Genomic DNA, 14705 nt, shown 5'->3' with positions numbered 1-14705 from the left:
CTCCACCCCAAAACGGGGTAATATTATTAATATCAATGCCTTATCTTGGTTTAGCCTCCTTATCATCAGGTGTTACTGAGAAGTCTCAGTAACACACTCGATAATCAACAAAGGAGCTTACATGACTCGTTCACCTTTCCTTGAAAGCATCAGACAGGTTATGCGAACCAAGCATTACTCAATTCAGACTGAAAAAACCTATTTACTTTGGATAAAACGCTTCATTTTGTTTAACAAAAAACAGCATCCTAAGAACATGGGGGAACAAGAGGTAACTAATTTTTTGACATATTTAGCCGTAAACCGACAAGTTACGGCGTCTACTCAAAACTTGGCGCTTTGCGCTATCGTCTTCATGTATAAACATATACTTCAGAGAGAACTTACTTTACTACCTGATACGATAAAAGCACGCGCACCTAAACGGGTTCCATCCGTCTTATCTCATAACGAAGCAATGAGTATCATCAATCAGCTATCCGGTAGCTATAAACTGATGTTTTCGCTTTTATATGGTTGTGGGCTAAGGAAAGCAGAACTATTAATGCTAAGGGTTAAAGATATCGATTTTGAGTCAAGGAATGTCTATGTATTTCGTGGCAAAGGCGGTAAAGATCGAGTCACGATGTTACCTGAAAAGCTTGTTGAACCCCTTAAATTGCATATTGAAAAGGTTCGTGATCTTCACGAAAAGGATCTTTGCGAAGGTGAGGGTAAAACAAGTCTCCCGCCAGGGCTCGCTCGAAAATACCCTTACGCAATTTCTGATTTTAAGTGGCAATTTATATTCCCATCATCTGTCAGGTGTAAGCATCCAGTGGATGGATATGTTTGCCGCCATCACTTGCATTGGACGTCCCTAACAAAGAAATTAAGGAGCGCTGTTATACGGTCAGGTGTTCAGAAACACGTTACCGCACACACATTCAGGCACTCTTTCGCAACGCAGCTTTTAAAAGCGGGAACAGACATTCGTACAGTTCAAGAGCTGTTAGGGCATACGGATTTGAAGACAACTCAAATATATACACATGTCATCGGTCAACATTCATCAGGGACAATTAGCCCTATAGACCGATAATTTCGTTTTAAATAAACCGGGCTTCATGTCCGGTTTTGCGGTAAAAGCGGTCATTCGCATGCGGATTGTGTTGAGGTGCTGAATCTCTGCTTTTCGCTCAAAGCGGACTTTAAACCAAATCCCCAAACTTCATTTCTTCCAGCACCTGAAAAAGCTCAGCACGTTTATCGTCTGCTGCAAGCATGCTACGTGGATATTGGCCGTCTAGCCCAGGAATAGGCGTATCAAGCCACTGATTTATCTTGGCGGTGTCATTACCAAAAAATGCATTTAGCTCCTGCTCGAGCTGTGCTTTTGAATAAGCTTGATTATGTTGCATGTGCATACCTTTACCACGTTTGTCAGGTGGGTTGTTTTAAAGGCGTAAATCCGGGTCGCCTTTTTATCCCGCTCACAGGCTGGGGGAACGTTGCTCCGGCATCACTACTCCAGTTTCCTGGTCCCGGTCTGTAATGACAATTCGATTTTAAGTTTAAATGAGCATGGTTTCACATCGGTATTTGACTATGTGCTGCTTTACTTCGCCACAGGTAACTCCTGCCAGTTGGTGGTGTATGCCGGCGACAGTAATTCACGCTTCATGCTCCAATCCTGCTTGGTACCTTGGCTGGCAAACCAGATGGTCTTTCCATGTTTGGCGTTTAAATTATCTATCAGCTGCATTAACTGCTGGTCTGATTCTCTTTTAATGAGCGGCTCATCAAAAAGTCCAGGTTGATATACGCCCGGGTCGTAAAAGTCTGACAGCATCACGCCGGCTTTGGCGTAGCGGTATCCATCCAGCCAGAGGCCGTCTAATAACTGCATAGCCTTGGCAAGGAAAGCACGGGTATCGCTAGTGGGGTTATCAAGTTCGATGCTTTTACTGGCGCTGTAAGGTGCATCTTTGTCGCTAAAGGGGCTGGTACGCAGAAACACGGTTAAGTACTTAGCTTCTTGCTGCTCCTGACGAAGCTTTTTACAGGCGCGGCTAATGTACTCACTTATAGCTTCGCGCATTTGCTGTTTATCGGTGATGCGTTCACCAAAAGCCCGGCTACTGACAATCTGTTTTTTTGTTGGCGCCATTTCTTCCAGTGCAATACACGACTCGCCATTAAGTTCACGCACTGTGCGCTCTACCACAACCGAGAAATGTTGCCGAATAAACTTAGGGTCAGCATCAGCCAGCTGCAAAGCGGTGTCGATGCCCAACTGCTGTAGGCGTTTTGTTAGCTTGCCGCCTATACCCCAGACCTCATCCACTGGCAGTAATGCTAGCAGCTTGCGCTGGCGTTCTTTACTGGTTAAATCGACTACACCTCGGGTTTTCTGCCAGGTCTTGGCTGCATGGTTTGCCAGTTTTGCCAATGTCTTGGTTGGCGCTATGCCAACACATACGGTAATGCCGGTACACTTTTGCACTATTTGCCTTACCGTTAAACCAAATTCCGTCAGGTTTTGGCTGAAATCTACCCCGGTTAAATCAAGAAAGGACTCGTCGATGGAATAAACCTCAACCCGGGGCGCTAGGCTTTCCAATGTACTCATCACCCGCTGCGACATATCCGCATAAAGCGCATAGTTAGATGAGAAGGCCACTACGCCGCGCTTTTGCATCAGCTCACGCACCTGAAATACCGGTACGCCCATTTTAATGCCTAGTTTTTTGGCTTCTCTCGAGCGAGCGACAATACATCCATCGTTGTTAGACAGCACAACAACAGGTGTATCAGCCAAGTCTGGACGGAACAGCTTTTCGCAGCTGGCGTAAAAGTTATTGCAGTCTACCAAGGCGTAGATGGGCTGGCTCATTTGCGTTTCATTTGCCGGATAACGTTAGTCACCACGCCAAAAATGCTCAGCTCTTCGCCATTCCGTGGCCGTATCGGTTTGTAAGCTGGGTTTCGGGGCAGTAAAGCCAACGACGGGCGCGTGCAAAACTCTTTCACCGTAAACTCACCACCAACAGCAGCAACCACGATATCGCCATGCTCGGCATCAATAGATCGGTCTACCACTAATACGTCGCCGTCATAAATGCCGGCTTCAATCATGGAATCACCTTTAACACGTACGAAGAAAGTCGCATTAGGGTGGCGGATGCATAGCTCATTTAAATCGAGTGTGCGCTCGACATAGTCTTGCGCTGGATTCCCATATGAACTCATTCTGCCCATATCTTGTCAGCTCTCTGTAGAAATTGAGGCGCTACTGAGTTCCTCCAGCGCCAAGTCGATATAGTCGCGGAGGAGGGCGCTCAATTCAGTAGGACTCCTGCCGTGTCTGAGTTCGATAGCAATGTCCTTGAGATTGGACCGTAGCGATTCAACGGCAAGCTTTGCTTTAATCAGGTCTAAGGTACTTCCAAACCTCGCCACTTCCTCGAAAGCCAAGTGAATATACGGTTCAAGACTACTGATCGAAGTATGCCCCGTGTACTCTTGAACCTTTCTCTTGAGGGTCTCACCATCCAGGAGAGCACGCCGAAAATCGTCCCCATTTTCGAATTCATGTTGCTCAATCAAAGCCACAAAAAGCTTGGTAATGAATCTATGCCGGAACATGTGTGCGCAGGCTTGCTCTTCGATCTTGGCAGCCTTGGCAAGCAGCAGTAGTTCATTCGTCAGCGTCTCGGTAGCGAGCCTTAGTCCACTACTTTCCGAAATCAGCAGATAGCCCAAGTCACTAGCGCTACCGATGGTCTTCTTAATGATCCGGTGTCGGAACTTTTCGATGAAATTTACGATCAATTCAAGGTCCATTTTGGAAACCGGCAAGTATCTGTACTCTTCCCTTCCTCCCGAGCGCTTGGCGGTGAAGACCTTGAGAACAGGCTCTTGCTTCATCTTCCTCGCGTTATAGATGTCTTCGACTCTGATGTTCGCGATCTCAACTCGCCTTGCCCCAGTAATCTCCAAAAGCTTGACCAGAATGAAACGCCGTCTTCTCTGATAGGTCGTCGTGCTCACATCCGGAATCACTTCGATCAGTTTTGCGATATTTGTAGAATTGATAGGTAAGCGCCGTGTTGGAGGCTCGGGGTTAGGAAAGGAATGGTGATGCCAATAGGTATGGACTATCTGCTTTCTCTGACCAGCCAGCTTGAACTCCTTCGTCTCAGCCCTGATCGTTCCTGCGGCGCCGACGAACGACGGTTCTAGATAGAGTTCTCCAACGAATCCTAAAAAGCCGAGGCAGGTTCTCCCTATGTTTGCCACATGGGCTGCTCTCCGTTTTCTCTGCTCTGGTTTTCGTGGATCCATTTCTCCTTGGAGCGTTCTGATGAATAGTGAAAAGCGAGAATCAGTCAACCCTATGAATGAGTAGTTGTTGTTAAAGCAAAAGCGAATAAGGTGTGAAAGAAGCTTGGCATATTGAGTAAGTGTCCCACCGCCTTCCTTACGGGAAAGTCCACGCTCAAAACAGTGCAGCATATATAGGTTCGCCTCGGTGCACGGCCTGCCATCGGGCCAACAGAGAAGCGGAATGTTATCAGCTCTGACGCTGAGGACGTGGCTATTTCGATCAACCCCGTAAGGTAATCGGAAAACATCGCTCGTTAGATTATAGAGTTTCTCATCCTTCGGCATTGGACGGGCTCTCATGTAAAGGCGTCTGAGGCCGCTTGCTTAATGAGAACATTAAAAGCAGCTCTCTACGGCGCTTTTTGAAAAGGATCAGATCTGCCGGGTCTGGGCATTTCTCGGCAAACTGTTGGGCGAGTGTTACTGATTCTCTAAAAACATTCGTAACCAGTGCGATTTCATCCCACAACTGAGAGATGGTCCTTTCCTGAGCCTTAATCTTATCTTTGAGGTCCTGCTTGGTTATAGAGGACGATGAAGGCTTGACTACGGTTGAATCGTGAATAGCTTTTGCGGCCTGGCGTCTCAGGTGATCAATAGTCGTAAACCCACCAGGGAGTATGTCATTCGCTCTGTTCTTAAGCGTATTGAGAGACATAGGAGAAATAAAAGCTTCGCTAACCGCCAGCTTTGCAAGTCCACTTTGGCTCTTCAAAGCGATCAAAAGTGTTATGTTTTCTTGATGCTCGGCGGGTGAGTGAATAATCGATTCGAGATACTCAACGCGAGAAAGAACAGATCTGTTGCTAATCTCAAGCTGAGCAGACACCTGCCGTGATGCTTTCTTCATGAATTTTCTCCGGTGATTTTAAAGAGGATCTCATGGCGCTTTCCTGTCGGTGTGTCGAAGAAGACTGGCTCTATCTTTAGCAACCCTTCCATCATTAGGTCTTCGATATAGTCTGCGACTTCATCCGACTGCATGATGGAAAATGATGACAATCCGTAACGCTCACGTAGGAGATTACCCAGATCTTCTGTGTTGCTCTGCCCTATGAGAAGTGCATCAGATGCGTATTCGGCACCGATTCTTCGCAACACCTCTCCTGGAACGGTCTCTGTGATGTAGTGATAAACATGCTCGACATTCGTATGACCCAAAAACCACCGAAGTGTGTCTAGGCCGCCAAATCCGCCGGCCCAGAAGAATGTCATAGCGAAGAAGCGTCTAAGTTGATGGGTACGAATGTAATAACGATGCCCAGTAGCGTCCTGTTGGACTTCGAAATAGTCAGAAAAGCGGTTTAGCACCTTGGCCGCGTCTACTGAACCCATCGCAGACAGGCCAACTTCGCGATAATGAGGCTTGCTGAACAGCCTATCTGAAATCGTAACTGAACTAAGCAAGGAGAGCTTCTGACGAAGATCACCCAAGCTCAGAATGCACCGGGCCGCGACATTGGGAATGGGACGAAGGACCTGTTCACGAGTCTTGCCGAAGTTCCGTTTCCGCAAGTCAAACTGTAAATAATAGCCATGGGACTTCTTAACAAGGCAGGTATCTGCCTTAAGATCCCTAAGCTCTCCAGAACGTCTGGCACTAAGCGCAGCGAGTATTATCCAGATGGCACCATAAAGTACCTCAATTAGCTGGAGCAGTCCCTCATTCTCTCTGAACCGCTTAAAAAACAGAGCGCTACCGCCTCCACGGTTCTGCCCGCGAAAATCTGCCGAGAGATCCCAGATACTTACTCCGATGTCTCGCAACCTCTTTGGGATCAGCTCTATCGTTTCAGATTGGGTCAAATCCCCGATGGCACATCCACGTGCATCAGCCTCTCGCGCCAAGGCCAGATAACCATCGATAAGGACCTGACCCAAATCTAAGTAGAACTCCACTGCGTTCCGAAACGATGAAAATACGACGTCCCGAGGCAGCGACCGGTAACGCCCGGTGCCCTTCATCTTAAGTTGCCCGAGGAAAGCTCTATTATCCAAGGCTGTTAGCGAAAGATGGTTGATATGGTCCAGCCCACAGAGCTTAAGGAGTTCCATCCGTTTAAGCGATTGTCGGTAGAAATCAACCCCAGCCTCAGAGGGAAGTGGATCATCATACAGAACCATGGACGAAACCATGGGATACTCTCTAAAGGTCTTCTCGGATGGGCTAAAGTGGAGCTCGTCCAGCACCAGCCCCCGGAATTTAGGCGTCACTAAAGTTCGCTCATGATAAATTTCAGAGTAGATACTGTTTGGAGAAACTTGATGACTAAAAAATGAATGCCCATGACTACCCGCCTTAATCGGTATGCGTTTGTAGTTTCCGTTGATCCACAGAAAAATCCTAGCCGCAACAATCTCCGACTCTGATAAGCCAAGGTTGCTCTCATCTACATCATCAACAATAGCGATTCCAGGAACCTTTGATAGAACGTACTGTGTCTCCAGCTTCGTAACCTGATGGCTGTTGAGGCGAAGGAAACGCTGTAGCTCTTCACGCGCAGCGTAGAGATTGTTCTTAGCGTACTGATCAGTAGCCAACACAGCCATGAACTCAGTTATGTCATGCGGCGTAATTAGCTTGAACTGATGGGATGCCAGTTGGAAATGCTCGGCTCTCAGGAGAAAGTAGTCGATGATACCTAAGGTCGTACGAACCCTTTGCTGTACCGTCTTCGGGGCAAGCTGGCTGCCTCCGGTGGCCAACGGATGGGACGACAGACATAAATATGCCTTTATGCTTTCCAAAAGGTTGTGATGTCTTGGGTGGGTGAGCAGTAGCCCATCATCGAGCCTAACCCTGAAATCAATAACAGTGTCTCTCTTGCCATTTTCGGCAAAACGAGCGCTCCATACTGGGTCATCGAACTTCGAATTGAGCCATTCAGCGCTTCGGAATAGTCCTAGATCCGCATCGACTGATCGCGTTATGAAGTCCAATTCGCGAGGTAGCGCGCTGCTATCATCCATAGACTAGACCCTCAAACTGTTGAGGATTCGCTATCCCCTTAGCCTTAACTAGACAACCGCGGATATATGGATCTAGATAACCATCAGATTCAATGTGAGCCTCTATCTTCGCTGCGAACTGGCTCCAGTACACAGCCGTTCCCGCCGCACGTGGGCCAGCTTGCTCAACGGCCATTTTTAGCGAGAGGAGCACACCAAGAACGCCTTCATCGATAGAAATAACGATCTCTGGATCTGACGAACCAGATATTTGCTCAGAGGAACTACTCAGCTGTTCGGGTTCTTCAGGCGGCGTTCGAAGGGCATGCGCCTCTAGAAACATATCCAACTCACTCATGCTGCTAAAGTCCGTTGCATCAAGCAGATAAGGAGAGTCCTTCATAGCGTGGACAATCACCGCGTTTTGGAAAATCCTGACCCACCGCTCTTGGAAAAACTGCATGATGGTAGGCGGCAGATAATGGTTCATGGCGACTCGTTTCGAGTTGCCTAGTGACTCTGCCATTTTCTCTATGCTTAACGACTTGAGGTAGACGAGAACACCTGCGGTAGCCCTTATCCGGGCCAGCGACAATACGGAGACCATGTCTCCTAACTCGGCGCTATGAGCTTGTATAAAGGCTTTCTGCCGGAGGATCTTGGCGAAGCTGGTCTGGTTTGTGAAAGTGTAAGGTTCCTGAAAGCCCTGACCACCCGCGACGATGAACAATCGTCGCCAGGCATCATCCCTTTTCTCCTTGAGATAGCGCCTAACCGGGGCCGTGATCTGGATAAGCAGCTCGACCACCGAAGCTGCGTCGTCGCTCAGTACAACCTCCTGTTGCTTCCCTTTCCGGTTTTTCTTCACAACAAGCACAGATCCAGAGTCGGTCTTAACAAAGCCGGTTCGCTTACCGTTTCGGTCGAATAACTCGCATTTCAATAGAGATGCCTCGGTCAGAACGGGATGCTGCGCTACTAGCCAGAGAGCGATGGGAGCAATCGCATACTTCGTCGGCATAGCCAGATTCGCCGCTAACTCCGATGTTGAAAAAGAACTCCCTGTTGCGCTTACCAAGTGGCCGCGCATAGCGTGGTCGATGATTGCAAATCCGTTGTGGGTTTCTTTTACAGTTCTGATAAGGCTGTTCATCCCCATCACAGGCTGGCCATAAGCCCGAGCAGATATTCGAGAACCTAGCGTTATCAGATCCCCTTGATCGCAGGCCTGATCAATAACGTTCAAACGATGAGCTATGTGATCAATCTCCCGTCGAGCCCACCGAACGACTTTATTGAAGTCGTCTTCGATCTGTCTGAATAGAAGCTCCGTTGCCTCCTTATCTGTGACAGACAGTGGGATCTGGGTCAAAAGCTTTTGTGATACAAGGGATTCACCATCAGCGTATCGATGGTGGCCTACTTCATGGAGGAATCGAGTGAGCTTTTTGCTCCCTTCGGGCCACACATCGCCAAGCGGGGAACACATAAGCCCTCCGCTAACCAGAACAGACTTTGCCCAACAGATGATTCTGATCCATTGGCGCTGAAGGTTTGCCAACACCCGTTCCGTCGGTTGGGTTTGGCTCCGCTCGGAGTACCCTTCGAAATGCCAGCGCTGAAAGCTCCAGAAAAGCTGATATACAAAGACTGGATCTTGGAGCACGTGAGCGTTTAAGGAAGGTCTGTCTATCGGATCATCGTCATACCAGCGCAGAAAATCATCAAATCGAGAGACCACATTAGCGTAGTTACTATAATGACTATGAGCCAAGGCGTGCTTCTTACTCTCCTGGTGTAATTCCATCGTAAAATCAGGCCCAAAAACATCGAAGATGGCTCCCATCTTTAATCGAAATGAGTTCGCGCTTCTGTCTGCGACTTGCCACCCCATGAGCTTGGCTGCTCGTACAGGGTCAATCCCAATAGCTTCAAACTGAGCGATGCATTCTCGGACCTGGCTATCTGTAAGGTCTGAATATACAAAAATATTGATAGGAGACGATTTAGACAGCTCAGCGAGGAGTTTAAAGAAATACCGGACAAGTCTCTGTCTGCCTGAGTATTTTACTTCAGCAGCCAGAAAACAGTTTGAGTAAAGCGCGCCATAGAAAAGGCGCTGAATGCTCAGAAAAGCATTTGTTCGAAGGTCTAGAGTGCTTGTGATAGGTGGATGGTTGATTAGCCACAGGAAACATTCGAAGTAGAACACAGCCCTATTAGCGCTCCGCCGCTGGGACGGCGGTAAATTAGCAAGGTGAGATTGAATTAGAAGCAAAACATTACCGGACAGAACCAGAAACTGGAAATTCTTATCTGTGTGGCCTTTCGTAATGATACCTTGGGGAAAACTTTTTGGGGAAACCCGACTCATAAAGAGATCTCACTCACCTTGCTCTACAAGATAAGCCTACTATAAAAAACTGTATATACATACAGTTTTTTATAGCGCGAGATACTGCTAAATGACCACACTGCTCAACTACGGCCGCAGATAACTACCGTATAGCCGTCTCTGAGGAGCAGCGTTAAAGGGGGAGAGGGCATACGCTCACTGTTGCTTTAACAGAGCCAACTGAAATTTCCGGAACCGGACGTTAGATGATTTTCCTGCGCATATACCGGAGTCGGCACAATGCGGACATACGGAGCGGCCTGATCGATGTCTTTAGCTGCGATTTAGCTGCCGCTATAAAGGAAGATTGAAAGAACACCTCTCATCTTATGATGCTGAGGTGCTTAGTACCCGCCAAGTTGCCTTAGTTATAAGAAGCGAAAATTTCTCTACCTATTTTGGCAATAGCTTTATTTCTCTCGTCAAACGAAGCTTCAGTCTGGGTGAGATATATCGCAACAATTAATGGCTGCTGTTCATTTGACCAAATCGCAGCGGTGATTCCCCTAGACCCAAAACCACCAGCACCCGACCTATCAGCAATTGACCACCCCTCTGGTAGCACTGAACGCAACAAGCTATCGGACACCTTGTTGCCAGCCATCCATTCAATTAATTGTTCTTTAGAGCCACTTGAGAGTTTCTCGCCATAAAGCAGTTTCCCGAGGCTTTTTACAATCGCGTTAGGTGTTGTTGTATCACGCTCATCCCCGCTTCGCGCTTCATTTAAATGAGGCTCTATACGATCCAGTCGCGTTACTTCATCACCGAGTTCTTTCATGAACAAGGTCAATTCAGATGGGCCACTAATACCGTCCAGTACTATATTAGCCGCTGTGTTGTCACTCATAACCAATGCAGCCGTGCAAGCCTGCTTGAGGGAAAAGCTCTCTCCAACAAGCTTTTCTGTTATCGGCGACCAAGTAATAAGGTCTTGTTCCTCAATCTTCACAGATCGATCAATCGACAGCTTCGCCGTTTCAACATCGTGGAGCAATTTCGCACATGCAAGAGGTTTAAAGGTGCTCATCAACGGAAAACGTGAATCGCCGTTGTAATGCCAAAGGTAACCATCAGAAACGCTGTAGATTGAGACTCCTACTTTAGCACCCAGGTTTTGCTCTACCTCTTTGATGCTGTTGACTATCAGGTCTGGAGAAGAGTTGGCAGGAATGCTGAGGGTTAAGCTGCTTAACAGCGATACAAAAACAACAAATTTGGAGTACATACGATAGTTTTTTCCTAGATATAAAGAAAGGTGTTTCCTGCTCGCGATGATACATCAAAACGAATATCGATTAAAGAATTATCGTCTGTTATGGGTCGCGACCTGCGGTTTAAAGCAGCTTCGAGTGAAAGAGAATTGCGTCTGCTTTACCAGTTTGTTTAAAAACTCTCACGGTTCGGAGTGGGCCAGCGCTTATCGAGGCCACCGAAGTTGTTCCGTCTCGCCTGAGTCGGACAAGGCCATTTATATTATTTAGTTAACTAGCCTAACTCAACTTTGCTCGGATGAGCGCTAAGGCAACCAATTAGGGGATCCCAGCGGGGATCAGTGAAAAAACTCGACCGAGTGATAGTTGTCAACGCCGTAAAAGTAGGTATGAACGAGATTTATCTTACTATCTTATTATTTTTTCGTTATTTATTAATAGATTTCAGAACATTGACAAAAAAGAGCAATATGGGAAAAGTGCAGGCGATGGAAACCCAGCTTTTACCGGGTCGCCATATAGTGGAATATTACGTTTAGGCCAGGCACTGGCATCACCGAGATAAACTGCTGACATATAAACCTCAAAACTGTATATAATTACAGTATATCAGTAGCTGAATAAATTCCAACTAATCTGCGTAAATCAAAATAATGAGCCATCTGAAGGGGCAGTGCTTGCATCTGGTGCCTCAAGCCAAATTTCTGCTTGCCCATCGAAGGGCATTAAGCTAAAAAGGAACAAAGTCATAAGGAAAGACATAAATGGGATTTAGAACCCTTCCAGATGGAAGAGTGGTGTATATAGAAAACGCTAAGCCTACTGCAAGTGCGCCTGCTCGGCCTTTAATCACGAGGCCGACGCAGTACGATGGGTTTAAAAGTTACAGTGCATTTACTGCACCCAATTATGTATGCCGAACATGCGGCCAAAAGGTGTTTTATTACGAGCATCCTAACGGTGCAAAGGTTCTGTTTGACCAGCTCGGGCCGCCATGGCCAAAGCACCCCTGTTATGAATCAGCCTCACATAACAACATAAAAGCAAAGAGAGCTCAGCCAAAACTCAAAAAATCTCAATGGCGGCCTATGTTGTTTAATCAGGCTGTGCGTTTAACGAGTGGCGGCCTTAGAGTGTTGGCGACTTTTGAGGGTGGAACGCTTCGCTTTGAACTGTCAGCAGCACAAGTGAAACTATTAGCAATTGATGAAAAAACAGTAAACGAATCGCTGATACTTGGTATGGTTACCCCCCTAAAAGCTCAGGCAGAGGTTGCCGTAAGTAGCGGCCTAAAGCAAACAAGCGTATTTACAAACTTTGTAGTACTAAATACTCCTCCGCCGAGCATTCCAACGAGTAAGGATAACAACGCGGCACTTACTACAGAGCCTCAAATGAACACAGTGGGCGTTCCTGCAAGGCCAGACAAAGCAGCCCTTGTAAAACACGTTAATGAGCCAACAGTAAAAGTTGTAAATCGACGGCTGCAGTTACAACGGTTATCTCTTTCGATGAAAACGGAACACTACTTTGTCGTAATTGGTTACAGCGGTAAAACTTTATACACTTTGGGGCTACCACTTAAGGTGCCAAAAAATCTGGATGTTTTAAAGCATTTGGCCACTAATCCAAAGTCACTGGTGCTTTCACCCTACCGACGCGGAAGTGAAGATTACAAAGTGGTTTTGAAGGGTAAAAAACTGGGCAAATTGGAAAGCAAAATTAAAACTGAACATGAAGTTAAAATACCAAAGCCAGAGGAACATAAAGAGATTGTTGACAGCCCGTTTCGCAACCCCGTTATAAGTCAAGGTCTGAGTGATGAGTTAAAGGCTTACCTTGCTAAAGGGAGCAAACAAGCAGATTAAACTCGCTTTGTCGTGTACTGTTAGGAACAGTTATTTAGATGGTTATCTGGTTATTCATTTTAACCGTATTACCGACGCCTTATGGCGTCGGTAATACATAATGATCACCCAAATTAAATCCATGCCTCCTTAAAATGAGGATTGGCAGAATATTTCTCTGGTACTGGAAATAAATTAGAGATAAACCTAGAAGCGAGGTTACGAAAACGAACGCTAGCATACTAAGATTGCCTTCAGTTTTCGTTAACCCTGAAAAAATTACTGCCGGCCAGAAATATAGGATCATAAAAATTAATATCTCTAAAGCCGAAATAAGAACTTTGTACCTCGGCAGGCTGACTGAAGCTTTATTTTCGCCAACAGGGTCAATCAGGATGAAGCCCGCTTTATAAAGCCTTTTTACGTCATCAATAGACATGGAAAGTTGATTTAAAACAGATGTTTAACCATGTCCTGATATCATTTTAGATCTATTTTGTCACTTATTGGGTGCGAGATTATGGCAAGCTTAAAATTTATTTTAGATCTATTTTGTCATTTATTTTTAAAGTAGAGCCAAAAAATATGGCTTGTAGCGTAGTTTATTTTAGGACTATTTTGTCATCCCACAGATGACCGGTACAGCAGACGCTGCTGTACCGGTTTTTTTATTAGTTAAACTTTAGCTATGAGTTATCTGTATTGAGTAACTCAATACATGCGCCTTTAAAGAGTATTAGGCTATTTGGATCATTATTTTTAGTAATAAATAATTCACTACTATTTTTTATCATTTTCCATTCTGTTGGTGTAAGTAATCGAACAGACTGTAGTTCATTGAAATGCCCTAATAATGAAATTTTCCCCGTCGTTCTATTTTTTGCCCAAATCATGGCTTTTTCCATATCTGCTTCTAGAGGTGGATACTGGCTATTCCACTCTAATTTAAGGCTAGATTTACCCGGTTTATTGCCTTTATATGCCATCAATATAAAATAATTATTTTTATCCGCTGATGACATTGTGGCGACATAGCTAGGTGTTGATGTTTGAGGCTCTACCATTAACAACATCATACTAGCAAATATAAAAAGGAATACAGAACAAGCTAGAGGTATTAAAGACCATTTGTTACGCAATAAATTGTGATAAAACGGTTTCTTTTTCTCTTGGCCTATTACCATTTTTATATCGCGCCATACCCATGAAGGAGGCTTATCTAAAGTCATTGGTTCTAACTCATCAAGGTATGAATGCCACTGCATCACTAATTCAGCCCAAGTTACATCTGTAGCCATGATTGATTCGAGGCGCTTGCTTACTCGGCGAGATAAAGTACCAATAACATACTGGCTAACGAGGTGATCTCGTATAACAGGATGGCTATAACGAGCAGGGGTTAAGCGTTGATGCATTGTTTTAGCTCCTTTAAGCCCCGCCGTATCCATGATTTAATTGTTCCAAGTGGATGGGATAACCGCGTAACAATTTCTTCGTGAGAGTAACCATGGATATACGCTAATTTTATGGCTTGCTGTTTTTCTTTAGTTAGCTCATGAAAACAACGCGCTAATGTTTCTGTTTCATCAGTTATATCTGTTTGGGTGAATACTTCATGTGAGATATCAATTTCTTCAAAGGCGGGGCTGCGTCCCTGTTTTCTAACATAGTCGATAGCTAAATTACGCATCAGCTGGCAGCTCCACGCCCATGGATAAATAACATGGTGATTATCCGCAGAAAACCAAATCTTGAGATAGCCTTCATGTAGCAATTCCGCGGCTATTTCGCGATCAGCCACAATATTGATTAGCAATCCATAGAGCTTACGATTAGTTAGGTTATAAAATCGTTCAAAAGCTTGTTTATCTTGACGTTTTATTTTTAAAAATAACGTTTGTAGCTCATTGTTTTCTGCGATCACATATACCT

12 protein-coding genes are annotated in these 14705 nt (G+C 45.7%); 2 read left to right on the top strand and 10 right to left on the bottom strand.

Annotated features, from left to right (window positions below):
• The first annotated feature begins 121 nt into the window (after positions 1–121).
• Positions 122–1081, top strand: coding sequence for an integron integrase (locus M0M83_RS00195; protein WP_063100060.1), 960 nt, complete (start codon positions 122–124; stop codon positions 1079–1081).
• A gap of 109 nt (positions 1082–1190) precedes the next feature.
• Here M0M83_RS00195 and M0M83_RS00190 read toward each other — a convergent pair whose 3' ends face one another.
• The 8 genes from M0M83_RS00190 to bla all read right to left on the bottom strand — a co-directional run bounded on the left by M0M83_RS00190 (position 1191) and on the right by bla (position 10940).
• Positions 1191–1400: an antitoxin Xre/MbcA/ParS toxin-binding domain-containing protein gene (locus tag M0M83_RS00190; protein ID WP_248467312.1), complete on the bottom strand. Its 210-nt coding sequence runs from the start codon at positions 1398–1400 to the stop codon at positions 1191–1193.
• A gap of 197 nt (positions 1401–1597) precedes the next feature.
• The gene (umuC, locus tag M0M83_RS00185; RefSeq protein WP_248468477.1) at positions 1598–2863 is read right to left on the bottom strand and encodes a translesion error-prone DNA polymerase V subunit UmuC; all 1266 of its coding nucleotides are present in this window, start codon (positions 2861–2863) and stop codon (positions 1598–1600) included.
• An 8-nt stretch (positions 2864–2871) separates the two neighbouring features.
• The gene (umuD, locus tag M0M83_RS00180) at positions 2872–3240 is read right to left on the bottom strand and encodes a translesion error-prone DNA polymerase V autoproteolytic subunit (RefSeq protein ID WP_248467310.1); all 369 of its coding nucleotides are present in this window, start codon (positions 3238–3240) and stop codon (positions 2872–2874) included.
• Between the two features lie 6 nt (positions 3241–3246).
• Positions 3247–4326 (bottom strand): site-specific integrase, encoded by a 1080-nt coding sequence (locus M0M83_RS21615; RefSeq protein ID WP_158088367.1) that lies wholly within the window; start codon positions 4324–4326, stop codon positions 3247–3249.
• A gap of 313 nt (positions 4327–4639) precedes the next feature.
• A complete protein-coding gene (locus M0M83_RS21610; protein WP_025441396.1) occupies positions 4640–5218 on the bottom strand; it encodes a hypothetical protein in 579 nt (192 codons plus the stop codon).
• Positions 5215–7338: a site-specific integrase gene (locus tag M0M83_RS00165; RefSeq protein ID WP_025441397.1), complete on the bottom strand. Its 2124-nt coding sequence runs from the start codon at positions 7336–7338 to the stop codon at positions 5215–5217. Before M0M83_RS00165 ends, M0M83_RS21610 begins: the two co-directional genes overlap by 4 nt.
• Complete coding sequence (locus tag M0M83_RS00160; RefSeq protein ID WP_025441398.1) at positions 7331–9691, bottom strand: hypothetical protein; 2361 nt, start codon at positions 9689–9691, stop codon at positions 7331–7333. The genes M0M83_RS00165 and M0M83_RS00160 overlap by 8 nt, the downstream gene beginning before the upstream one ends.
• Before the next feature lie 385 nt (positions 9692–10076).
• Entirely contained in the window at positions 10077–10940 is an 864-nt protein-coding gene (gene bla, locus M0M83_RS00155; protein WP_102139633.1) for a class A beta-lactamase, read from the bottom strand.
• A gap of 750 nt (positions 10941–11690) precedes the next feature.
• Between bla and M0M83_RS00150 the strand changes: the two genes are divergently transcribed.
• Positions 11691–12794, top strand: a complete 1104-nt coding sequence (locus M0M83_RS00150; protein ID WP_248467308.1) for a hypothetical protein — start codon at positions 11691–11693, stop codon at positions 12792–12794.
• Positions 12795–13459: 665 nt separating this feature from the next.
• On the opposite strand, the gene M0M83_RS00145 is transcribed toward M0M83_RS00150, so the two are convergent.
• Positions 13460–14188, bottom strand: coding sequence for a hypothetical protein (locus M0M83_RS00145; RefSeq protein ID WP_248467307.1), 729 nt, complete (start codon positions 14186–14188; stop codon positions 13460–13462).
• On the bottom strand, positions 14173–14697 hold the full coding sequence (locus M0M83_RS00140; RefSeq protein WP_248467306.1) for a sigma-70 family RNA polymerase sigma factor: 525 nt from the start codon (positions 14695–14697) through the stop codon (positions 14173–14175). Before M0M83_RS00140 ends, M0M83_RS00145 begins: the two co-directional genes overlap by 16 nt.
• Positions 14698–14705 lie beyond the last annotated feature (8 nt).

Origin of the sequence: Providencia rettgeri (assembly GCF_023205015.1) — a bacterium.
Lineage (GTDB): Bacteria > Pseudomonadota > Gammaproteobacteria > Enterobacterales > Enterobacteriaceae > Providencia > Providencia rettgeri_E.
Note: the sequence above shows the minus strand (reverse complement) of the source record. Positions and strands in the feature narration are given on the sequence as shown.